Source organism: Siminovitchia fortis (assembly GCF_003605365.2).
GTDB classification, from domain to species: Bacteria; Bacillota; Bacilli; order Bacillales; family Bacillaceae_C; genus Siminovitchia; species Siminovitchia fortis.
In genome coordinates this window covers 50,211-74,394 of record NZ_QYTU02000008.1, presented here as the reverse complement: position 1 = coordinate 74,394, position 24,184 = coordinate 50,211, and the positions used below count along the sequence as shown (strand labels likewise).

Sequence of the window (24,184 nt, the reverse complement as noted above, 5' to 3'; positions counted from 1 at the left end):
TTACACCTCGACTTTCCTGTCAAGAAGCCAGCTGGATAAGAGGAAAACGATGATCGCCACAACAGCGTACAGACCGATTATTAGCAGCGGAATGTGAGCATCGGTATAGACGATATTCCAGCTGTTGTGCGTCCCATAGTCCATTTTGGGTGAAATATTGATGTTGACAGAGAAAAACATTTCTTTTTTAAACAGCTTCGTCTTGGATAGTAGGGTTTCCAGAAATCCGAATGCGAACCAGACAAGAAGGACTGCAAGCCAGCGGAAATTTTTAATGGCCGGATATTTGCCGAGCAAGTGATAAAGCGTCCAAAGGAAAATAACCCATACCGAAAAATATATGGCAACCGCAAAAATTCCGAGTTGCATGAAAAGCCCTTGCTTTACAGGAAGAAAACTGTTGTAGCTGTCAATCAGGCCGTTAGCAAGCAGGATTTTCATGACAAAGAAGGCATACAGCAAAATGAAAAATTGCGCAAGCAACTGAATAACAGCGGCTGCACTGAGTTTTGACAGCAGCAGTTTCGCGCTGCTCTGCGGGTTATAGAGCCATAATTGTGTCTTGCCCTCCAAATTAAGAGCCGTCAGCATCGTCAGTGGTGCCAAGAGCAGATGCAAACTGGCCATCATCACAAGGAATGGGACAGGAATGCTCGGTTCAGAAACATAGACGGAAAAAACATATATTCCAACCATCCCTACAAGCATGAAAGCAAACCATGTCAGATACCAGTTCCTTATAATGGTCAAGTCTTTTCTCAATAATCCTATAAATGCCCTCATTATATTTCCCTCCGTTTGCTTTTTGTACCAGTGTATTAATTAGATAGTACACTAATACAAACATACATGTCAAACCTATTTTTGAAAAAAGGCTGGTGTGGGAGGAATTTATTGTGCGGATTCACGTCATCGAACGTAAGTCGTTTTAGTTGGGGCAGACGGGTTTTGGAGCAGCACAGCGGTTGCGTGCATCTTTCCTGCGCAGTGACCGCGGTCGGTGATAAGCCTATTGCGCGGGCACTGGAGACGACGCCCAGTTACCGCGGTCGGCGATAAATCCCTTGCGCGGGCATTGGAGACGACGCCCAGTTACCGCGGTCGGCGATAAATCCCTTGCGCGGGCATTGGAGACGACGCCCAGTTACCGCGGTCGGCGATAAATCCCTTGCGCGGGCATTGGAGACGACGCCCAGTTACCGCGGTCGGCGATAAACCCCTTGCGCGGGCAACTGGAGACTGCGCCCAGTTACCGACATTTGAGCCAGCCGCGTTTTAGATCATCTTGCTCACTTTCTAATCCAAGCGTTTTTTTTCATACAAAAAGAACCTCCAAAATTGGAAGTTCTTTTACTTTGATACATATTGATTTCCCTTAATCCAAAAACGCCACGGATAAAAACGCGCCTCGCCCGTATTCTGAATCCCGATCCTTGTTCCCTGTTCAATCTCATCAGGGGAAATTCCTTCACTGATGAACAGCGGCCGCTCGAAAAATTTTCGTCCGTAATCTTCCATTGTAATCCCCATCGCTTTGGTCAATTTTCCGGGGCCGTTCGTCAAATTTTTCATTTGGTCGACTGGACGCCTCCGCTTCATCAACTCAATCCCTTTAGAAGGTTCCAACGCACGGATCAGAACGGCTTCGGGTTCATCAACACCTGCACTAACCACATTGATCAGGCAATGCGTATGCATCGTATAAGTATAAACAAGTCCCGCCTGCCCAAACATGATTTCCGTCCGCTTCGTCCTTCTGTTTCCGAAGCTATGTGCAGCACGGTCATGCGGTCCCCTATAGCTTTCCGTTTCCACTATATAGCCTGCGGTGAGCCCCTCCTCCGTCTCTTTCACAAGCAGGCAGCCCAGAAGCGACCGGGCCAGTTCGAGCGTCGGCTGTTGAAAAAACTTTTCGTTCAGTGGTTCTATTGAAATGTTTTCACTCACTGTCTAAACACCCGCTCCGCAATCATTCATTTAATTCATCGAGTGAAACTTCTTTCACTTTCTTTACTTTATTATGTTCAGAATCATACTCGTATATTTCCAAATAGTTATATTCAATTACGCCGAAACGGCCATCTCCCAATGGAACGACATTTTGCTGTGAAATCTCCATTTCATTGTCATCACCAAGATAGTCCACACTGACATCCGAATTGCCCCCGCTAATAAGCGTGACAATCACCAAAAAAATTAACGTAATCCGAATTCGCCTTAATTCCCTTGCCTGCTCTTCCAATATGTTCACTCATTTCTTTATTTTTTCACTTCTGCCAGCGCTCCGTCAAAAAACCCCTTCACCTTTTCAACATATTCCTCAGAATTCTGCTCAAAGGATTTGACATGGCCCTCCCCTTCCGTGAGCCATAAGGTAAAATGCTCCGGATCCTTCTTCGCCATCATTTCGCTTTCCGTATAAGGGATTGACCCATCTCCTTTATTATGAATAAAAAGAACCGGCCTCGGGGCTACTCTGTCCAATACACTGATGGGACTTGCTTCATCAAGGTCAATGTCCGCCATCATTGGTATGATGGTCAAAATTAAAGGCGTAAACGGAAAGTTCGGCAAGCCAGTCCACACCGGCATGTTCACCTTCAAATAGTCGTGCAGGTCGCTGAAAGGACTGTCGGCAACAACAGCAATGACATCTTCCGAGTCAGCCGCGGCCAATATTGAAGTGGCAGCCCCCATTGAAATACCCAATAACCCGACAGGCTCTTCATAATTTTCGGCCGTCCAGTCAATGGCACCAAGCAAATCAAGCTTTTCTTTTACCCCGACCGTTGTCATCTCCCCATCCGATTCTCCCGCATGGCGGAAATCGAACATGATGACACGATAGCCGTCAGCAAGCAGGTTGCTGGCCAGCGGCAAGAACGGAATATTCTCTTCATAGCGGTTCCCTTTGTAGCCATGTGCGAAAACAACATTCATTTTCGCCGGGCCCGGCGGCTCGAGCACCCATCCGGAAAGCTTCGTCTTTTCATCCTTGCTCATAAACTCAATATCTTTATATTCCATCTCATAATCGCTTGGCAGTACCTCAATCGCTTTTTTTGCAGGCTTTGTCAAATTCGTCCCGACATATACGGAAACTCCGATACAAGCGGAAAAGGCCAATAAAATGATAATGATTCCGGCAATCCACGCGATTTTCTTTTTATTCCAAGTGCCTGGCCTTTTTCTTAGGACAGGTGAGCTGTTCGTCGGTTCCAGCATCATCGGATTCCTCCTCATGTTTTACCATCTAACAAATATTATTTCGAGAAAAATATTTGAATTCCTCTTTTCCCTTTGACACATTCTGTTCAAAAGAAGCTAAAAGCATTAAAAAAACACCTTGACTTTTAAAACTTAAATGTCTACTATATAAAAACAAATGTACTTTATAGACAGACAGAAAGGTGAGGAATTTTTAATGAAGAAAGACTATGTATCTATCGGATTATTAGGTTTGGGAACTGTTGGTTCCGGTGTAGTACAGCTGGTTGAAAACCACCAGGATGAGCTGGTTCACCAACTCGGCTGCGGTGTCAAAGTAAAAAGCATTCTTGTACGGAACACAGAGAAAGAAAGAGACATTCAAATTGGCCAGACATTCCTCACCTCCAACCCGGATGATGTGCTTCAAGACCCAGAAATCGATCTTGTCGTTGAAGTGATGGGCGGAATTGAAGAAGCCAGAGAACATATAACAAAAGCAATCCAGGCGAAAAAACATGTCGTTACGGCTAATAAGGATCTGATTGCACTCCATGGGCCCGAATTGCAAAAAGCGGCTGTTGAAAACGGCGTTGACCTGTTTTACGAAGCGAGTGTCGGCGGCGGTATCCCTATTTTGCGTGGATTGACCGAAGGTTTGGTATCCGACCGCCTGAAAAAAGTGATGGGGATCGTCAACGGTACAACTAATTATATTTTAACAAAAATGGAAGAGGAAGGTCAGTCCTATGAAAATGCCCTGAAAAAGGCGCAGGAACTCGGATTTGCCGAAGCGGACCCTACTGCTGACGTTGAAGGGCTGGATGCTGCCAGAAAAATGGCAATCCTTGCAAGACTCGCCTTTTCCACAAGCGTTGCTCTTGATGATGTGGAAGTGGAAGGTATCAGCAAGCTATCCCTTGAAGACCTGCATTATGGGCAAAAACTTGGTTATTCCATGAAGCTGATCGGATTTGCCCAAGTCGACGACCATAAAGTGGAAGTGAGCGTCCAGCCGACATTTTTATCCAAGAGCCATCCGCTCTCCTCTGTCAAAAATGAGTATAACGCCATTTATGTGCAAGGTGAAGCAGTCGGTGAAACAATGTTCTACGGACCGGGTGCAGGAAGCCTGCCGACAGCCACTGCCGTCATGGCTGACGTTGTTGCCGTCATTAAAAACCTGCTTCTTGGCGTGAATGGAAAAAGCGCTGTAGCCCCAAGATATGAAAGTGTGTTAAAATCTCCTAAGGAGCGTTTTGGACAATTCTATTTCAGGCTTCATTTGGCTGACGAAGTTGGAGCATTTTCACAAATCACTACTTTGTTCAACGAGTTGGGTATCAGTTTTGAAAAAATCCTGCAAACTCCGCTCAATAAAGGGGAACTGGCTGAAATCATCATTGTTACACATACAGTTTCCTTGGAAAACTTCCAAGAGGCCTTAATGAAGCTTAGGGATTTGTCCGTTGTAAAAGACGTAATCAGTTATTATCGTGTAGAGGGGAATGGAGAAAAATGAACTGGCCGGGCCTGATCTCGCATTATCAACCTTATTTGCCTGTGACAGAAAAAACACCAAGATTAACACTTCAGGAAGGTAACACACCTTTAGTACATCTGGCCCATTTATCTAAAGACCTGGGAATTGAATTGTACGCAAAAGTGGAAGGAGCCAACCCTACCGGCTCATTTAAAGACCGCGGAATGGTCATGGCTGTGGCAAAAGCTGTTGAGGATGGCAGCAAATCGATCATTTGCGCCTCAACAGGAAATACATCTGCTGCTGCTGCGGCTTATGCCGCCAAAGCCGGAATCAGGGCGATCATCGTTATTCCGAACGGAAAGGTCGCACTTGGCAAATTGGCGCAGGCAATAATGTACGGAGCAGAAATCGTTGAAATAGAAGGCAACTTTGATGAAGCCTTGGCAATGGTCCGTAAAATCAGTGAGACAGCACCTGTTACTCTTGTAAACTCTGTCAATCCTTACCGGATTGAAGGGCAGAAAACAGCTGCGTTTGAAATTTGCGACCAGCTTGGCGCTGCTCCGGACGTTTTGGCCATCCCTGTAGGGAATGCCGGAAACATCAGCGCTTATTGGAAAGGATTCAAGGAATATAACGAAGAGAAGCAGACAGGACTTCCTAAGATGTACGGTTTCGAAGCGGAAGGTGCAGCTGCGATTGTGAAAGGTGAGCCTATTGCAAATCCCGAAACTGTAGCAACTGCCATCCGGATTGGAAACCCTGCAAGCTGGAACCTTGCGACAGCAGCAAGAGATGAGTCCGAAGGTAAAATCGAGTCTGTAACGGATGCAGAAATTCTAGAAGCATTCCAATTGATTGCACGTAAGGAAGGCGTGTTCGCCGAGCCTGGTTCATGCGCATCTATTGCTGGTGTACTTCAGCAGGTGAAAAACGGCAGCATCAAAAAAGGAAGCAAGGTTGTCGCTGTATTGACAGGTAACGGACTGAAAGACCCGCAAACTGCCATATCTCAAATTGAGTACAATCCTGTCGTCCTTCCAAATGATGAAAATGTCATTATAGACTATATTAAAGGCGTGGTTAATGAATGAACGGCTTCACTATCTCTGTTCCGGCAAGCACCGCAAATATCGGCCCGGGATTCGATTCTGTCGGAATGGCACTGAACCGTTATTTGACATTACACGTTCAAAGAAGTGACGAATGGGTATTTGAGCACCGCTCAGAGCATCTCCCCCCTGCTGATGCAGCCCAAGAACATTTTATTTACCAAATGGCGGAAAGGATGGCTTCGGAATGTGAAGCCGTCCTTCCTCCTTGTAAAGTGGTTGTTGAAAGTGAAATCCCTTTGGCCCGCGGTATGGGAAGCAGCGCCTCAGCAGTCGTAGCCGGAATAGAACTTGCCAACCAGCTTTGCCAGTTGGAATTAACTCCGGAGGAAAAATTGGAATGGGCCACAAAATTTGAAGGCCATCCGGATAATGTCGCTCCGGCCCTGCTCGGCGGATTGATTGTCACGGCAGAAACAAAGCGGACAGACAAAGTGGAGTATTTTCAAACAGACGATCTAAACATGGACCTTGTCCTATATATTCCAAATTTCGAATTGAAGACAGAAACTGCCAGGAAAGTTCTTCCTGAAACGTTCAGCCGAGCGGATGCAACGGCTGCAAGCGGAATTGGGAATGTCATGATTGCAGGACTGCTATCAGGGGATTATGGGCTTGCCGGCAGAATGATGGAAGCCGACCTCTTCCATGAGCCTTATCGTGCTTCGTTGATTCCAAACTACGATGAGATCCGCCAGGCTGCAAGGGAAATGGGAGCATTCGGAACAGTGATAAGCGGTGCAGGACCGACAATGATATCCTTTGCTCCAAAAGGAACCGGGGAATCAATCGTGAAGGGTATGCAGGCAGTACTGCCAAATTACTCCATTGAATTGATGGAAGCCGACCGAAACGGACTTCGTGTTGAGAAATTCCAGGATTGTAAATAATGAACGAATCGCCTGCGGCCCGAGTGATGAGCACTTGGGCCGTTTATTATCTTTAGCAGAGTATGGAACCCCATCCAAGAACAAATTCTTGAAAAAACAATCCATATATATTATTATTCTCTTATAATTTTTCTGCGCTGGTGTAGCACAGATGGTAGTGCACATCACTCGTAATGATGGGGTCGCAGGTTCAAGTCCTGTCACCAGCATTCGAACGGCCGATGATGCGAAAGGTCGTTTTCACATTTGGAGAAGTACCCAAGTCCGGCTGAAGGGGATGCACTCGAAATGCATTAGGGCGGGCAACCGCCGCGTGGGTTCGAATCCCACCTTCTCCGTGGTAAAACAAAGAAAAAGGAACGCCCACTCCCTTGGTGTGAACGTTCCTTTTTTTATTTCACTTCTATTTCATGCTCTTCATGCTCATGCAAACCTTCATCATTTTCGACATGCACCTGAATTTTGTACATTCCGGGCTTTTTAAAATCATAGTGTCCTGTATATTCTCCAGGTTTGGACTCTTTCGCATCCACAAACTCGTGTTTATCGGAACCATCAGTCCAAATTTCAAAGCGGACACGTGCAGCTTCCATAGGCTTGTTCTTAAGTTCAAGATGAGCCATAAGCTCGGCTTTCTTTCCCGCTTTTACGTTTCTTGGTTCCATGAAGTGCATGCTAAAACCCTCAGTTTGATGGTGGTGGCCATGGTCCCCATGATGATGGCCGTCCTCTTCTTCAGCAGCCCCTTCCCCAACTGTCACTGATTTTTTCGGCATGTTGTGCAATCCTCTTGCTGTCACATGTACCTGCACAATGTACACGCCATTGGCATCAAAAGACTTCTCAGCTTCGTATGTGCCGTCTTTGTTATTTTTCGCTTTGATCATTTCACTGTCTTCTTTTTTTCCTTCTTCCCATATTTCAAATTCGACCTCGTCAGCATCTTTTATTTTTTCGTCACCTTGCGTGACAGTCGCTTTAAAAGGTACAGTTTCACCTATATCTGCTGTCTCCTGCACCTCCAATTCCACATCAAGAGGTTTTGGAATATCATCTTCCGAATCCTCAGTTCCTGTATTTCCGCAGGCAGCCAATGCAAGAACGAACAGCCCAATCACAAGTGGCCATAGTCTTTTTTTCATTCATGTCCCCTCCAAAAACTAGAAATTTCCTATTTTCAACTGTACACCCGGATTGTGTGAAACATGTGAAATCAGCGTATCCAATTATTGAAAAGAAGCAGAAATAATTGGAAGGCTGATGGAAGCAGTTGTACCTTTTCCAATTTCGCTTTCAATATGGAATGTTCCGCCATGCAATTTTGCTAAGCTTTCCACGATAGGGAGACCCAGTCCCGTCCCCCCTTCTTTCCTCGTTCTCGCCTTATTCACCCGGTAGAAACGTTCCGTGATTTTATTTAAATCTTCAGCAGGTATCCCGTGACCGGTATCTGCAATTGTAATCAAACCGAATGCTTGATCCTTCAATGTCAAGGAAACTGTAATGGTTCCGCCCTTTTCGGTATGCCTGATCGCATTATCAAGCAAGTTCAAAAGCATCTGCTCCAGGCGCTCTTCATCCACTTCGGCAATCAGATCATAGTTCAGCCGGAACTCCAGATGAATCCCTTTTTGGAGGACCCGCTGTTTCACTTTTTCTATCGATTCCTCAATGATTTGCGCAAGCGGAACAGGCAGCTTTTTCAGAGAAAATTCCTTGGACTCAAATTTTGCCAAATCCAACAGGTCTTCAACAAGACGCTCCATTCTTTTAGCTTCACGTAAAATGATCCGGTTGAATTTTTCTTTGTCTTCGGGCGGAGCCAACCCCGTCTGAATGGCTTCCGTATACCCTTTAATATAACTTAGCGGTGTTCTAAGCTCGTGCGAAACATTCGCAAGGAATTCTTTTTTCTTCTCATCTTCCTTTTCGATGGATTCAGCCATTTCATTGAATGTATGGGCAAGCCGGCCAATTTCATCATCAGGATAGTCCGCCACCCGTACAGACAGATTGCCGTCCGATAAATCCCTGGCCGCAGTTTGCATCTCTTTCAATGGATAAATCGCCCTTTTTAACCACTTATTTCCCACTGTCAAGGCAATAAGCAGAAATAAAACAGCGCCCCCAATCCAATAAATGGAATAACGGAAGATCATTTCACTCAAATTGGCCAAAGGATAATATAAGTAAATGACACCTTCCAGTCTTTTTCCATCCAAAAGGGGAATGACGACCGAAATAACATCACGGTTCAATCGCTCCACATGCCCCTTTTTATAAACCGTTTCGCCTTTTAAAAGCGTTTCCCGATCCTCGCCGCTGATCAATGCTTGGTAATCGACTTCAAATGGAAGACACATGCTCAGTTCCCGAGGGTTTTTTACAGCAAATACTTCAAATTGGGATTTCTCCCCAAACCAGTTCACATCATCTATAAAGGATCCGGATACCGACCCTCCATTATAAGAGTTGGCAAGCCGTCTCCCCGTTTCAAGCATCTCCGTTTTGAGGCTGTTTACATACAACCTCTCATATAAAAAGTAAGAGAATAATGTGGCATATACAGTTGATACGGTAAAAGCGAGCACCAGGGCAATGGACATTTTCCGGGACAAGCCGATTTTCATTTCGGAACCTCGAATTTATAGCCGCATCCCCAAACTGTTTGAATGTAGCGTCCCGCTTCCTCTCCTATCTTCATTCGAAGTGTTTTTATATGAGTATCTACGGTACGCAATCCGCCTTGGTAGGCAATGTCCCATACTTTTTCAAGCAGATCCTCACGTGAGAACACCTTACCGGGATGTTTCATCATGACTTTAAGGAGTTCAAATTCTTTGAAGGTCAATTGGATTTTATCGCCTTTCACGATGAGCTTTCTCTGATCTTCATCCATCATAAACCAGCCATGCTCCATGACTGCCTTGTTTTGATGGAATGCAGATCTTCTTAATACAGCATCAATCCTTGCCACAAGCTCACCTGGGGAAAACGGCTTGACTATGTAATCATCCGCTCCCAGCCTCAGTCCCTTTACCTTATCCCATTCCTCTCCCTTTGCTGATAAAAAAATGATGGGAATATTGCTCTTTTCACGGATTTCTTCGCATATTTCAAACCCGTCCATGCCGGGAAGCATGATATCAAGCAATACAAGGTCCGGCTCTTCTTTTAAAAATTCATCTTGGAGCTGTTCATATCCATCAGCTTCAGATGTCCGATATCCCGAATTTTGCAAGTACATGGAGATCAGGTCTCTCATTTCTTCTTCATCATCCACGATCAACACGTGTACCATCATTTCACCTTCTCACGCGTAAAAATAACGAATGGCCCTTTGCCGACATCGGCAGTCTCCTCAATATCAAGTGTATCCGGGTTGATCCAATACATTTTTTCACTGTCAAATCCTGCCACTACAAGCTTTCCGCCTAATGAATCAATCGCAAAAGGATTGGCCCCGATTTCGGCTTCGTTCATCAGCTCATAATGGACATTATAATGATACAGCATATTTGTTCCATGGCTTAATGCATATATTCCCTTTTCATTTTCAAAAAAATCAACCGGCATCAAAGGGGCGGGAAGTTCCTCTTTTAACGTACCCGTTTCTAAAGAGTAAATTGAAATGGCCGATTGGGGTTTATCCCCTTTTCCATGCCCGCCAATCCATAGTTCCTTTTCCCTCAGCAGCATCCCTGCCGTGGATGCGGGAATATTGAACTCATTTTCGGTTTCATGACTCCTTAGGTTGATGACCGAAAGCTTGGCTCCTTTGAATGAAGCTACATAAAGCTTCTTCCCATCCGTCTCCATGGCCATCGGATAATCCGGTGTTTTTACACTGTTTGTTTCTTTACCATTTTCATCAAAAAATCGGACCTTGTTCTGGATTTTGTCAGCAAAAGCGAATTCAGCGTCCGGTTCCAGATAAAGAACATTTGATATGCCCTTTCCGCACTTAAAGCTCTTTTTTAAAGACCCGTTTTTAAGGGAGTAAAAGTTAACCTCCTCAATTTCCGGACCATATAGGATCAATGTATCTCCATCAGGCAGGAGAGTCGCGCCAGTATACGGCTTCTTCAATTCCCATCGTGCAAACTTCTCACCGGCCGCATTTAAAAAATCTATACTGAAATCTCCCACATTCAAAGTGGCCGCAAATGATTCCCTTTCATCAATCGGCTGCTGTTTCTTTTCCTGGCAGCCTGACAGAATGAAAAAACATGCCAGGCAGATAAAAATCAAGCGGAGTTTTCCCATCGTCTCACCTTCGTTTTCAAACATGGTGGGTCTTATCATAAGCATAACCTAAAATTGTGTGCTTTTGATGAAATAAGTATGTTTAATCAAAGACAGTCAGTCTAGGCTCGATATATAAGAAACATGTCCTCAGATTAACTTTTTATGAACTGTATAGACAGGGGTGGTAAGATTCTTATAAAGTGAAATTTCAATCAGTGGGGTTTTCTTCATCCCCCACTGATTGTTAGTTGAACGAATCGGGCTTTTACGGGCAGTTCATCTAATGTTTTGAGGTGGGAGTCTTACTCCCATGAAAATAAATGAATTACTTATGATAAAAATCCCAATCCCTATACGGGATTTTTTATTTTTTAATATTAGAGTTCAATCATCCTTGTAGATACCTCTTTAACATTCACTGTTATAATAGATTTGTAAGATTTAATAGAAATCTATTTTGGGCCAAAACCAATGATTGAGGAAAGGGGAGTTGGCATAAACATGCCGGCAACTCCAAAGAAAATAAGATATATCTTTTTAATTCTGGGCATATTTACACAAAAATATCCAGTAAGTGAGCTGTGTTCTTGGCTGAAAAAATATGCAGCTTTATCTCCATTTTAAACGGGGATAAAGCTGCATATAAACATGTTTATAAGAATCTTTAAGCGTTGTTCGCATACGTATTAATTCCTGTTCCGTTTACAATCTCCTGAACTTCAGTGCCGTCGAGCGTTTCCTGGTGCATTAACGCTTCGACAAGGTTTTCATACTCCGTTTGATGAGCTTTGATGATAAGCTCCGTTTTTTCCAAAGCATTATTGAACAGTTCCTGCATTTTCGCTTCTTTCTCCTGCTTTTGGAAAGTGAGTGTAAAACCGTCTTGAAGCATGCCCGTATCGACCATTTGCTCCAAAAGATTTTTTGCCTGTTGGACATCACCGCTGACGCCGATGCTGTGTTCGCCAAGGTAAAGGCGTTCAGCGACGCCTCCGGCAAGAATCATGCTTACCTGGTCAAGGAGTTCGCTTGCTGTTGAAAGGTGCAGTTCCTTTTGGATAGGAGCCACATAGCCAAGTGCCTGGCCACGCGGAATGATTGTCGCTTTTCTTACAGTGCCCGGCTTGGTGACCGCCTGAACGAGAGCATGTCCAGCTTCATGGATGGCTACACGCCTCTTCGTCTCCGGATCGTTTAAGGCGCGGGAGGTGCTGCCTAGAATCGTCCGGTCAATCGCATAATCAAGGTCTTTCTTATTGATCTGTTCTCTTCCTTCACGGATGGCCCTTCTGCTTGCCGATTCAAACAGTGAGCTGATTTCCGCTCCGGAAAAACCGGATGTGCTTTCGGCCAGTGTGCCAAGGGAAGCCGCGACATCCTGCGCGAGGTTCTTACCTTTTGTATGAATATCGATGATTTCCCTTCTGCCTTTTGTATCAGGCAAAGGAACATTGAATGTAAAGTCGATTCTTCCTGGCCGCAGGAAAGCATCATCCAACATGTCTTTCCGGTTGGTGGCGGCAATGAACAGAATCCCGTCATTATCATGCCCGCCATCAAGCTGTACAAGCAGTTCCGTCAATGTTTTTTCCGTTTCTTCTCCGCCATGCGCTTTACGCTTGCCGGCAAGAGCGTCAACTTCATCGATAAAAATAACTGACGGCTTTTGTTTCCGGGCGTTTTCGAATAAGGAGCGTACCCGTGAAGCGCCGACACCGACAAAAAGCTCGGTAAAAGCGGAACCTGAAGACGAGAAGAAAGAAGCGCCGATTTCTCGGGCGATGGCCTGTGCCAGCAATGTTTTACCTGTTCCAGGCGGCCCGTACAATAAAATTCCTTTTGGGGCCTCAATGCCTACCTTGGCTGACCTGTCGGGATCTTTGATAATTTCCAGCGTCTGAAGGATTTCCTCTTTCATTTCTTCAGGCAATCCTCCGACATCGTCAAGAGTGATGGAAGGAAGCGGCGTTTCTTTTGACGTGCTGTTCTTCATTGCTGTAACGCCTATTTTTCCTTTTTTATGCAAAACGAACGCTGCGCCAGCCATGAGAACAATCAGGCCCCCGACGACCCAATTCCCTGCCTGGCTGCCGTTCGAATATTTATAACTAATATGGTAAGTTTCAACAAGTTTTTCAACCATTTGGCTGTTTGGCCTTACGTGGGAGATGAACTTACCATTTGGAGTCTTGAGATATAACGTCCCATCGGACGTTTCCTTGAGTGAAACCAATTCGCCATTTTGAGCCTGGATTGTGGACTCCATCTCAGAAAATGGAATGACGGTTCCTTTATCCATTGTTTGAACCGCCCACACAATGCATGCTGCGATGACAATGAGACCGATGGCTAGAGGAACAATCTTCGTTGTGAATTTGGAATTAGTTTTCACCGTTCCAGCTCCCTTAAATGATATAAATCTATTAAATAGTATAACACCTGACAGTTAAATAGGCTATAAGTCATATTATGGCAGCTGTGTGACAACGGCAAAGAGGGAAGCGGAAGAGATAAGTATGCTGATCCTACCTTTCAACGGAGAATGGCCCTATTTTAAATTGACAGAAGTGAATGAATATTATAACCTACATACAATGGAGGGAACAATAACAATTTTATATTAAGAGAGAAAGGTAGTGGAAGATGATCCTTAAACCTTATAATGTACCGTTGCCGTTACAAATGATGCGTTGTTTAATTCCTCGTTATGAATTATCACCAAAAGAGAAACATGATTACATTTATCTGGAAAAAGGCCACGAAGGTGAACGTAAATTTGCATCACTGTTGGAGAACTTATCAAATTTGATCATCATGCACGATTTATTACTCGAATGTGATAATAATATCTTTCAAATCGATGCGCTATTGCTTAAACACAAGACTATCCATCTTTTTGAGGTAAAAAATTTTGAGGGTGACTTCTACATAGAATCAGACATCTGGTATACAGGGTCAGGTAAGGAAATCAAAAATCCCCTGCTTCAGTTAAGCCGCTGCGAATCTTTACTTCGGCAGTTTCTTCAAAAATCCGGATTTAATTTTCCTATTAAAGGAAATGTCATCTTTATTAATTCCGAGTTCACTTTGTACCAAGCCCCACTCCATCTGCCCATTATACTCCCAACCCAACTAAATCGCTTTTTGAACCAACTTAATGCGAATTCTCCAAAACCGAATAACAATCATATAAGTCTTGCCGATAAGTTAGTAAGCAGCCACTTAGATGATCGCTCCTACCACAGATTACCCCATTACCACTACGATCAATTGAAAAAAGGGATCGTATGTATGTCGTGCAACTCCTTAACGACTTCTTTAATGGGCAGGCGGGTGGTATGTGATCATTGTGGAAGCGAAGAGAATGTGGACACTTCGATAAGGAGAAGTATCCAACAATTCCAGCTACTTTTTCCAGATAAAAAGATTACAACGAATATTATTCAAGAATGGTGCGGAATCGGTTCAGATAAAACAATTAGGAGAATTCTTGGAAGCTATTTTAAAATGAAATGGCAGGGTAAGAATACGTATTATGTGGATTCAAATGGGTAATAGTTGCTCTTTCAATTTATACCCTTATAGTCGGGTTAAAATTAATATGCATGAAGCACAGGCCTATTCGGAGGACAAGAGTACGGATTCGTTACTGTTTTTCCGAATTGAGGCCTCATTCGGGAAGGTATCACTCTGATTCGTTACCGTTTTCGAAAGGTGGACCTTGATTCGGGAAGGTATCACGCCGATTCGTTACCCTTTTCGAAATGCGAACCCTCGTTCGGGAAGGTATCACGCCGATTCGTTACCCTTTTCGAAAGGTGAACCCTCGTTCGGGAAGGTATCACGCGGATTCGTTACCCTTTTCGAAATGCGAAACCTCGTTCGGGAAGGTATCACGCGGATTCGTTACCCTTTTCGAAATGCGAAACCTCATTCGGGAAGGTATCACGCGGATTCGTTACCCTTTTCGAAAGGTGAACCTTCATTCGGGAAGGTATCACACTGATTCGTTACCGTTTTCGAAATGCGAAACCTCATTCGGGAAGGAATCATACGGATGCCTTATCATTTCCACAATGTGCATCCCATCATCTGCCGCTCCGGCTAATTCCAATATAAAAAGGCACCCATACAAGGATGCCTCTTTTAAGCGCAAATCGTAAATCAATGCAATTCACTGTGAATGATGGATCTCCATTCAAGGTCCCCGCGTTCCAATCCCCGAATCAATAGTTCGGCCGTGCCCATATTGGTAGCAAGCGGAACCCCGTACACATCGCTCAGCCTCATAAGCGCGGATACATCCGGTTCATGCGGCTGGGCAGTCAGGGGATCCCGGAGAAAAATAATCATGTCTATTTGATTTTGGGCGACAAGTGCACCAATCTGCTGGTCTCCCCCAAGCGGCCCGGACTTAAACCGCTGTATGTCCAAGCCGGTCGCTTCCTGAATTCTGGTACCGGTCGTTCCGGTTGCGTACAGCCTGTGATTCTTCAGAATATGGCGGTAGGCCATTGCGAATTGAACTATGTCATCTTTTTTCTTATCGTGGGCAATCAAAGCTAGATTCACAGTTTTCCCTCTTTCTTCATTTAATTCGAAGGCCTGCCTGCCAGCTGCTTTTCTCCTGAAATTCAAGCCATTCCAGTTGACGCAGCCGTACATCAAACAGTTTTACCGGATCCCGGAAAGTTTCCGGATGTGATTTCATTTTAGATAGCGCCGCTTTGTTTTTATCAACTTGCTCTTGATAAGAGGCAGCGGATTTTTTCAAAGCTTTAAAAGGTTCCCTAAAAAACAGGGAAATATCCCGAGGGATCGCTTTTTCAAGAAGTTCAAATTGACGGAAAAACTTATTTGCAATCGATTCCGCTGTTTCACTGTAGTCTTCATTTTCGATGAAGCTTTTATACCTATTATACATCATTGAGTTATTGGCCGGAATGACACCAAATATCTTCCCGGCACTTTTCAACAGTACCTGTGAAGGGGTTCTCTTCAGCAAAATATTTTCCTTATCAATTTGGATAGCTCCCGTCATCCTGTCGGCATCCCTCTGCCAATCTGCCAGAATCTGAAAATCACATTCCAGGCGGATTTGCTCCTCTCCCATCAGCTCATTGAAACTGTCATTCCATCCAATCAGCAGTTCCTGCGCTTCATTCAACTCACCTTCCGCAAAACTGATCCAATCCTGCAAAGAGCTGATGTACGTTGGATGGACGGTATATTGCAAATACTCGTCAATCCTTTTGTTCATCTCATCATTGAGCACATGATGGATATTGCCAAAATCACTGTCCTCACGAAGAATATCCGCGGATTCCTTAATCAATTTTGGAATCGTCTTTAACAGATCCGAGCGGATTTCATCTTTAAGCGACCGGTAGGCATTCTGAATCACTTTTGTCTTTTCTTCTTCCACATCATAAAGCTGATGGATGGCACCCTGAAGCTTTGAGAGCAGATCCTCCTCGAATTGGATGGATCCGTGCAGTTCCTCCTCCACTTTCACTTGCTGCTGCAATAAATGTTTGATTGTTTCCCGGATAAAAAACAACATGTTTCCGGTACGAAGCCTGTCATTCCGCACCTTGCGAAGTTGCTGATCAATAAAACGAGAAAATGCCTCCTGCTGCTTCTCATCGTCCCCATCTGCAGAGAAGGTGATCAATTCTGCATCCGGAAAATAGTTTTTAATCCTTTTTCCGATGTCGTCAATCTTGTCAGGGGTCAGCAGTCCACTCTTTTTCAACACGAAATGTACAGGGCAAAGCGGAATTTTTTCCGTTACTTCCAATAAAAACTCACATTCCTCTGCAGAAAATGGTTCAATCGTATTCAGGACAAATAATAGACTGTCGCTCATCCGTACATATTCCAGAAAATGGCGGTTATTCTCATTCAGCCCATCCATTTCAGGGTAGTCGATAACGGCAACATCACGGCCATGCAAAAAAGCATTCGGCCCTGAATAGACAAGCATTGCGTCATGAAGATTCTCCGCCTCGATGATCTCCTTGCTTGTTGTAACGGTTGAAGTTCCTTCATCAGTTACGAGCTGAAATTCAGTCTCTTCCCCGTCCTTAAATAAAACGGGAAGGGAGACATCAATATTGCTGCTGTGCTGCTTCAGCATTAAATGAACAAATGAAGATTTCTCACCCGCAGACTTGCCTGCAATCATGACCCTTCGTGAATTTAAATCCTCAAGCTGCTGCAAGCTCCATTCAAATCTTTTATGAAGATTCAAGCCTTGTTCATCTGCCCAGTTTCGAATAGCGTGGGCCAGTCCCGCTATTTTTTCCATCAGCATTCCCTCGTTAGTCGACTCCGCCAGGCTTTCTTCCGCTGAGCTGACTACCTTCTGATTCATTTGCGAAGGAAAAACATCGTTCCATGCCAAAACACCTGCTGCCGCCAAGGGAGCAGTTTTGAAATCCGCAATTTTCAGCCATGCCGTTAAAAGATTTGGCATGATCTCTGTCAGGTCTGTCAAATAATATTTGCTCGAAAGCAATTGAATAAAGGTGTTATTCATAAGCTCAGGCAATGACTTCCATTTATACGTATGCAAATCCGAATCAAGTAAAATGATGGTCGCTTCCGTAATCCATAACAGATAATCTTCACGTTGTTCATGGCTTTTCCAAAGGGCAGCCATCAATTTTTCAAATAAGGCCGGATCCACCTTTTGCGCCAAATATAGAATCGGCACAAAATGGGATGCCCCATGGAGTTGGGTATGGCCATTCTCTATGAAAGAATGAAGCTTTTGAAACCATTCAGGTGATTTTGTCCGCACCGCTTCGTTGACGGCAAGCTCCACTGCACTGTTCCAATCCCCGCGTTCTTCAAAAAAGGCGCATGCCAGCTCCGTCACATTCTGGTAATCTGGATGAATAGCAACGGCGTTTTTGATCATTTGGTCAGCTTCTTCATTTTTACCCTGTTCCAAATAAAGTGTGAACAACTGCAAAGCCACTTCTGTATTGAGGATTAGAGATTCCGCTGTAATCGCCTTGTAAATATCCTCCGCTGTACGTAGAAAGCCAAGCTCAAAGTACGCATCTGCAATATTCTTTTTTGCCCATGGCTCCAGCTCATTATGTATGTTTTCCCATTTGAAAATGGCTGCCTCGTAATCACAGTTATGAAAATATACTTCACCTTGGGCAAACCGAATATAGGAAAGGTCGGCCATATCCTTTTTTTGTTCTTCTAAATAAAGCTCTCCCAGCTGGCGAATGGGATGATCATCCAAGTCCCCTTGCAAGAACTTTTCCTCGTAATACGCTTTTTTTACCAAGCAGTCTTCATTTTTCACTGTCTTCACCCGCCCGTCTGTTTAGATAATCGCTTTTATACATATTACTATATTTTTATGTACGAATCACTTTTAATTAACAACACTTTTTGCAGACGGAGACAGCCACTTTTAACATTTTTAACTTATTTTCTTAACTTTTCCCCTTTTTATTGACACTTTGTTGTGCTAAAATGTTTCCTATAATTGAATCATCAATATGTAATGACGGAGAAGGCATGAAGTGAAATCTTGAGAGAGTCGGTGGCTGGTGGAAACCGATGATTTTGCCTCAAACAGCCCAGCACTCCGGAACTGGCGTTTTGCGCCCGGCCATATGCCGTTATCTTCTCGAGACTATTTTTAAAAAATGGAATTTCTTAAAATAGTGAACGAGGGTGGCACCACGGATATTACGTCCCTCATAACAAGGCATCCATGTCTGTTATGAGGGGTTTTTCATTTAATTTTATTTTGAAAGGATGAATAATCAGTGTTTTTAGACAAAGAGTTTCTGTTTACACCAGGGCCTACTCCGATTCCCGACCGGGTGAATATCGCGATGAGCAAGCCGATGATCGGCCACCGCAGCGCGGCATTCCCTGTATTGCTGGAAGATGTATCTACTAGGCTTCAGCCGGTTTTCGGATCGGACAATCCAGTTTGCATCATCTCAGGAAGCGGAACAGGAGCTTTGGAAGCAGCCGCAGTAAATACAATCGAACCGGGCGATGATGTTGTCGTCATCGTCGGCGGAGCATTTGGCGATCGTTTTGCCAAAATATGCGAAGCTCACGGAGCCAATGTTCATAGGCTCGAAGTGGAGTGGGGCAAGGCGTGCCAGCCGGAACAGCTTGAGGATTTTATCAAATCTGCCAATAAAAATTTCAAGGCAGTTTTTGCCACTTACTGCGAAACTTCCACAGCTGTAATTCATCCGATCAAACAACTCGGCGAAGTGACAAAGCGTGTATCTGATGCCCTGTTCATCGTCGATGGGGTCAGCTGTATCGGCGGCGTTCCTGCTGATATGGCAGGCTGGAATATCGATATTTTGGTTTCCGGATCACAAAAAGCATTGATGCTTCCGCCAGGGCTCGCTTTCGTAGCTGTCAATGACCATGCAAAAGCTGTAATTAAAAACAACAAATCCAACCGCTTTTTCTTTGACTTGAACCGTTATTTTGATGCTTATGACCAAAAAAAATCCACACCGTTTACCCCGGCGGTCTCGCTTATTTACGGGGCCCAGGAAGTTTGCCGGATGATTGAAGAAGAAGGATTGGAAAATGTCATCAAACGCCATGAGCTTTTAAAAACAATGACCCGCGAAGGGGTCAAAGCATTGGATATCCCGCTTTTGACATCTGATGAGGTCGCTTCTCCTACCGTCACAGCTGTAAAACCGGAGAATGGAAAAGCGAATGAGATGAAAAAAATGATGCTGGATCAATACAGAATTTCACTTGCCGGCGGACAGCAAAAGTTATCCGGAGAAATTTTCCGGATCGGCCACATGGGATACTGCACACCATTTGATGTACTGACTGTATTAAGCGCACTTGAAATGACCGTCAAGGCAATCGAAGGCAGAGACGTACTCGGCCTTGCGACTAAGAGAGCACAGGAGGTTTGGGCTGAACATGTATAAAGTGTTAGTAACAGATTCAATCAGCGATTCCGGATTAAAGGCACTATATGATCATCCGAATTTTACCGTGGAAAAAAAATCAGGGTTGTCCCCTGAAGAGATAAAGGAAATCATTAAAGACTACGATGCATTGATTGTAAGAAGCCAGACACAGGTGACGGAAGATATTCTGAATTCCGCTGATCATCTCCGCGTCGTTGCCCGTGCTGGAGTTGGTGTAGATAATATCGATATCAATGCCGCAACAAAAAAAGGGATCCTCGTCATCAACGCACCTGGCGGGAATACGATTGCCGCAGCAGAACATACAATGGCCATGATGCTTTCTTTGGCACGCAGAATTCCTCATGCGCATATGTCAACATCTGCCGGAAATTGGGACCGCAATGCTTTCAAGGGAGTTGAATTGTACGAAAAAACCCTTGGTATCATTGGGATGGGTAAAATTGGAGCTGAAGTCGCAAAAAGAGCGAAAAAATTCGGCATGACGATTCTGGGCTACGATCCCTATTTGACTGAAGAACGCGCAAATATGATGGGAATCACGAAAGCTACATTGGATGAAATTGCGGAAGCCGCAGACTTCATTACAGTCCATACGCCGCTTACAAAAGATACAAAAGGCTTGATTAATGACGACTATCTGGCCAAAACGAAAAAAGGCGTCCGGATCATCAACTGTGCACGCGGCGGCATCATTGACGAGGCTGCTTTGGTACGCGGATTAAATTCCGGCCAGGTTGCAGGTGCAGCCATCGATGTATTCGAAACTGAGCCTGCATCCAACCAAGAACTTCTCAGCCACCCAAATGCCATTGTCACACCGCATTTGGGAGCATCAACAGTAGAAGCCCAGGAAAAAGTTGCCCAAGAAGTCAGTGAAGAAATCATCGATATTTTTGAAACTGAATCCATTCGCCATGCGATCAATATGCCGCAAGTTTCCGGCGAGAAACAGAAGAAGCTTCAGCCTTTTATCGATCTGGGCGAGCAAATCGGAATACTTGCCATTCAATTATTGAAGCATGCCCCTGATAAAATCGAAATCAACTACTTTGGCGAACTTGCAAAAGAAGATAACGACCTATTGACAAGAACGATGATCAAAGGTATTTTGTCATATCATTTGAGCGACTCTGTCAATATGGTCAATGCCCTTCATCTCCTGAATGACCAGGGCGTATCATTCAACGTCACCAAAAGCCCGGCAAGCAAAGGGTTCGCAAGCTATATGGAACTTACTTTGTATAATGAAAATGACAAAGCAATTGTCGGGGGGACCATTCTCAACGGTTACGGTGCACGCATCGTGAAAATGAATGAGTACAGAGTGGATGTCCGTCCTGAACGCTATATGCTGTATATCGAACACAATGATGTACCGGGAATGATCGGACAAGTCGGCTCCATCCTCGGAAACCATCAGATCAACATCGGAACAATGCAGGTGGGAAGAGCCGAAGCCGGCGGGGAGGCCATCATGGTTCTTACACTTGATAAACAAGTCGGCGATGACGTTGCCCAAGAATTGGTGAAAATGGACGGTTTAAGAGCTGTTCAGTTCCTGGAGCTTCCAAACGGTAATGTACCAGTATATAATGCATAAATAAACTTTTCACAACAAGAGATCCTGCTCAATTAAAGTGCAGGATCTCTTTTTAATGCTATTTTACCAAGGAAAGAACGAGATCCTTCACATCAAGGACTCCGTCTAAAATATAGTCTGCATGGTGCTCTTCAAATTCAGCGCGTGCATCCTGGCCGGATAGTCCGGTTAGGACCGCTGCGAACAAGCAGCCCATCTCCCTTGCGGCCAATAGATCTGCCAGGGAGTCACCCACGATAAGCGTCTCATTGCCATTTTCGACAGGCAGTTTTTCTGCTAAACATTCTTCGTCTGTCTTTGTCTTGCCTGACAATGCCTTTATATAGGTGAACGGGTGAGGCTTTGAAAGGGAAGGTCCCTCAGGGTATGCACGTTCCGCCCTTAACACGTCATCCGCTGTAACAATATAATTTGTATCGAAATGTTGAATCCAACCTAAGGCTTTGAATGGTTCGATCGTTTCAAGTTCCGGGCGTCCCGTTCCAATTCCGACCCTGACACCGCTGTTTGTCAATGCGTCAAAAAGCCCGGCAATCTTTTCTTTATCCGCCAGCACTTTTTCATCGGACATGAAACCGGCTTTTCCGGTTTGGACTGATGGCCTTCCAGTTGATTCAAGCACATGTTCATCCCCTACATACCACTCTTGGGAAACAAGCTCACATGTCGACCAAAGCTGATCCGCCTTCCCGAACATCCTCGTTTCGACACCGAGCTTTTCTTTTGACAGATAGTCCAGATGATCCATCAGCCCTTGCGGCGTCGGCATGGCGCTTTGAAAATCATCAAGAAACTTTGGAAAGTCAAAAGTCAATTTTCTTCCACCCAAGGCTTCGCCTATTTCCATTAAAACCTTCCGGTCAATTTCGTTCGTCAGCCACTTTGTGGTGCTCTCTTTAAGTTCATCCTTTACCTGTTCCAATAAATGGAGGAGCTGATAACCGGCGGTCAAATAGATCATATCCCAGTTGGCATTCAGCCCGCCTGCTTTTAAAAATTTCAATACACGATCATCAACAAAAATTTCGCTCCGTATTTTTTCAATTTCTGTATCAGTCAGGTCTGTTTTAAATTGTTCGGGATCGAGTCCCAAATATTTGGGGCTGACCAGTACTTCCCATACAGCAAGCGCCGACATATCAAAATAGCGCTCTTCGCTTAATAACACACCATCCACATCAAACAAAACAGTCTTTACCATGCGTTATCTCCTTTTCCTGGCTGCTTTTTTACTTTAGTGTAACATAGGAAGCGGGTTATTTCTTCTCATACCATGAATTTTTAAACTATTTTTGCTTGCTGCTATGGATATCCGTCCCAACACATTTTGGATTTAGCCCTTATCCGTTGTTAAATCCAAAACCGTCTGCAAAATAACATTCACTCCGTTTTCACAGTCTTCCCACGCTGTCAGCTCGTCTTCGGCATGACTTTTGCCGTTTACACTGGGCACAAAGACCATCGCTGTCGGTATATACGTTGCGATAAACTGTGCATCATGGCCCGCGCCGCTTACCATACGCTTATAGGAATATCCGAGGCTTTTTGCCGATTGCTCCAATGAATTCACAATTTTTTCATCAAACCATACCGTATGTCGATCCCATAATTTGGTTGTTGCCACTTTGCAGTTTTCTTTTCCGGAAGAATCCGGAAGCTCTTGAATAATTTCTTCCACCAGCTGTATTGTTTTTTCATCCTGATGTCTTGCCTCTAAAGTGAACACAACCTTATTGGGTATAACTGTATGGATGTTTGGGCTGACATTCATTCTTCCAATCGTGTATACGAGCTGATCATCTAACTGATCCATTTTCCGGCGTATTTCCGATATCAAATGATTAGCTGCAAATAAAGCATCTTTTCGCATCGACATTGGTGTAGTGCCTGCATGGTCAGATTCTCCAATTACTTCTATTTCATAACAGACCATGCCAACAACACACTCAACTATACCAATCTGAATGGTCTCACTTTCCAAAACAGGCCCCTGTTCAATATGTAATTCCAAAAAAGCAGCCGCTTCTTTTAAACGATTCTCTTCTTTTCCTTCATATCCGCTGTGTTTAAGGGCTTCTGCAAATGTGATTCCATCAGCATCTGTTGACTTCAGCATGGATGCTTTATCAAAACGTCCGGAAAGAACACCGGAAGCCATCAAGGAAGGTTCAAATCGCGCACCTTCTTCGTTCGTAATATTAGCAACGACGACAGGAACCTTAGGCTTGATGCCATTTTCGACTATCGTCCTGACAACTTCAAGACCGGCCAGCACACCAAGCGCGCCGTCAAACCGGCCTCCCTTTTTCACCGAATCCAAATGGGATCCGATCACCACCGGAGGCTGATTATTATCAATTCCCGGCAGTGTTGCATACATGTTCCCCATATCATCCCACACTACCGACATGCCAAGCTGTTCACATAAGGTTCGGAAATGCCCCCTTGCTTTAACATCGGCATCAGATAGCGCCAATCGGGTAACCCCATTCTTTTCAGTCCTGCCAAAATCGGCGAATTCTTCTATTGTATCCTTTAGCCTATTCCCATTGATCAGCACTTTTTGTTTTTTCATATATAAGCCACCTCCACATAATGTTTGGACCCAACACAATTCAAAAAAATCCAAAGGCACCTCCTGCGAACAGGAGACGCCCTCCAGTAACCGTGTTTGACGT

Annotated in this window: 19 protein-coding genes and 2 tRNA genes; 8 read left to right on the top strand and 13 right to left on the bottom strand. The window is 44.5% G+C overall.

All coding sequences use genetic code 11. The features are described 5' to 3' along the window. The 4 genes from D4N35_RS05815 to D4N35_RS05800 form a co-directional block, all read right to left on the bottom strand. A complete protein-coding gene (locus D4N35_RS05815) occupies positions 1-783 on the bottom strand; it encodes a hypothetical protein (RefSeq protein WP_120071355.1) in 783 nt (260 codons plus the stop codon). Positions 784-1,350: 567 nt separating this feature from the next. Next, positions 1,351-1,947: a DNA-3-methyladenine glycosylase gene (locus D4N35_RS05810; RefSeq protein ID WP_120071353.1), complete on the bottom strand. Its 597-nt coding sequence runs from the start codon at positions 1,945-1,947 to the stop codon at positions 1,351-1,353. A gap of 22 nt (positions 1,948-1,969) precedes the next feature. Next, positions 1,970-2,242: a YmzC family protein gene (locus D4N35_RS05805; protein WP_120071351.1), complete on the bottom strand. Its 273-nt coding sequence runs from the start codon at positions 2,240-2,242 to the stop codon at positions 1,970-1,972. Positions 2,243-2,259: 17 nt separating this feature from the next. Continuing rightward, complete coding sequence (locus D4N35_RS05800; RefSeq protein ID WP_120071349.1) at positions 2,260-3,228, bottom strand: alpha/beta hydrolase; 969 nt, start codon at positions 3,226-3,228, stop codon at positions 2,260-2,262. Between the two features lie 196 nt (positions 3,229-3,424). Between D4N35_RS05800 and D4N35_RS05795 the strand changes: the two genes are divergently transcribed. The 5 genes from D4N35_RS05795 (at position 3,425) to D4N35_RS05775 (ending at position 7,033) form a co-directional block, all read left to right on the top strand. Then, positions 3,425-4,729 carry a homoserine dehydrogenase gene (locus tag D4N35_RS05795; RefSeq protein WP_120071347.1) on the top strand — a complete coding sequence of 435 codons (1,305 nt, stop codon included), beginning with the start codon at positions 3,425-3,427 and terminating at the stop codon, positions 4,727-4,729. Next, on the top strand, positions 4,726-5,787 hold the full coding sequence (gene thrC / locus D4N35_RS05790; protein WP_120071344.1) for a threonine synthase: 1,062 nt from the start codon (positions 4,726-4,728) through the stop codon (positions 5,785-5,787). The genes D4N35_RS05795 and thrC overlap by 4 nt, the downstream gene beginning before the upstream one ends. Further along, positions 5,784-6,695 (top strand): homoserine kinase, encoded by a 912-nt coding sequence (thrB, locus tag D4N35_RS05785; protein WP_120071342.1) that lies wholly within the window; start codon positions 5,784-5,786, stop codon positions 6,693-6,695. Before thrC ends, thrB begins: the two co-directional genes overlap by 4 nt. A gap of 136 nt (positions 6,696-6,831) precedes the next feature. Then, positions 6,832-6,904: transfer RNA gene (locus D4N35_RS05780), tRNA-Thr, on the top strand. A 39-nt stretch (positions 6,905-6,943) separates the two neighbouring features. Continuing rightward, positions 6,944-7,033: transfer RNA gene (locus D4N35_RS05775), tRNA-Ser, on the top strand. Positions 7,034-7,087: 54 nt separating this feature from the next. Here D4N35_RS05775 and D4N35_RS05770 read toward each other — a convergent pair. The 5 genes from D4N35_RS05770 to D4N35_RS05750 all read right to left on the bottom strand — a co-directional run bounded on the left by D4N35_RS05770 (position 7,088) and on the right by D4N35_RS05750 (position 13,335). Then, positions 7,088-7,837, bottom strand: a complete 750-nt coding sequence (locus D4N35_RS05770; RefSeq protein WP_120071340.1) for a FixH family protein — start codon at positions 7,835-7,837, stop codon at positions 7,088-7,090. An 84-nt stretch (positions 7,838-7,921) separates the two neighbouring features. Next, positions 7,922-9,325 (bottom strand): sensor histidine kinase, encoded by a 1,404-nt coding sequence (locus D4N35_RS05765; RefSeq protein ID WP_120071338.1) that lies wholly within the window; start codon positions 9,323-9,325, stop codon positions 7,922-7,924. Next, positions 9,322-9,996 (bottom strand): response regulator transcription factor, encoded by a 675-nt coding sequence (locus D4N35_RS05760; protein WP_120071336.1) that lies wholly within the window; start codon positions 9,994-9,996, stop codon positions 9,322-9,324. The genes D4N35_RS05765 and D4N35_RS05760 overlap by 4 nt, the downstream gene beginning before the upstream one ends. Next, entirely contained in the window at positions 9,996-10,961 is a 966-nt protein-coding gene (locus D4N35_RS05755) for a LolA-like protein (protein WP_120071334.1), read from the bottom strand. The genes D4N35_RS05760 and D4N35_RS05755 overlap by 1 nt, the downstream gene beginning before the upstream one ends. Before the next feature lie 646 nt (positions 10,962-11,607). After that, a complete protein-coding gene (locus D4N35_RS05750; RefSeq protein ID WP_120071332.1) occupies positions 11,608-13,335 on the bottom strand; it encodes an AAA family ATPase in 1,728 nt (575 codons plus the stop codon). A gap of 251 nt (positions 13,336-13,586) precedes the next feature. Between D4N35_RS05750 and D4N35_RS05745 the strand changes: the two genes are divergently transcribed. Next, on the top strand, positions 13,587-14,498 hold the full coding sequence (locus D4N35_RS05745; protein WP_120071330.1) for a nuclease-related domain-containing protein: 912 nt from the start codon (positions 13,587-13,589) through the stop codon (positions 14,496-14,498). A 609-nt stretch (positions 14,499-15,107) separates the two neighbouring features. Here the strand turns inward: D4N35_RS05745 and mgsA are convergent. Both mgsA and D4N35_RS05735 read right to left on the bottom strand, forming a co-directional pair. Then, complete coding sequence (gene mgsA, locus D4N35_RS05740; RefSeq protein ID WP_120071328.1) at positions 15,108-15,515, bottom strand: methylglyoxal synthase; 408 nt, start codon at positions 15,513-15,515, stop codon at positions 15,108-15,110. Positions 15,516-15,531: 16 nt separating this feature from the next. Next, positions 15,532-18,270, bottom strand: coding sequence for a GTP-binding protein (locus tag D4N35_RS05735; protein ID WP_120071325.1), 2,739 nt, complete (start codon positions 18,268-18,270; stop codon positions 15,532-15,534). Between the two features lie 472 nt (positions 18,271-18,742). Here D4N35_RS05735 and D4N35_RS05730 point away from each other — a divergent pair, with 472 nt between their 5' ends. Continuing rightward, positions 18,743-19,900: a pyridoxal-phosphate-dependent aminotransferase family protein gene (locus D4N35_RS05730; RefSeq protein ID WP_120071323.1), complete on the top strand. Its 1,158-nt coding sequence runs from the start codon at positions 18,743-18,745 to the stop codon at positions 19,898-19,900. Next, positions 19,893-21,506, top strand: coding sequence for a phosphoglycerate dehydrogenase (serA, locus tag D4N35_RS05725; protein WP_120071320.1), 1,614 nt, complete (start codon positions 19,893-19,895; stop codon positions 21,504-21,506). Before D4N35_RS05730 ends, serA begins: the two co-directional genes overlap by 8 nt. Before the next feature lie 58 nt (positions 21,507-21,564). On the opposite strand, the gene D4N35_RS05720 is transcribed toward serA, so the two are convergent. After that, a complete protein-coding gene (locus D4N35_RS05720) occupies positions 21,565-22,707 on the bottom strand; it encodes an HAD family hydrolase (protein WP_120071318.1) in 1,143 nt (380 codons plus the stop codon). Between the two features lie 132 nt (positions 22,708-22,839). Continuing rightward, positions 22,840-24,081: a Zn-dependent hydrolase gene (locus tag D4N35_RS05715; protein ID WP_120071419.1), complete on the bottom strand. Its 1,242-nt coding sequence runs from the start codon at positions 24,079-24,081 to the stop codon at positions 22,840-22,842. Between the last annotated feature and the right edge of the window lie 103 nt (positions 24,082-24,184).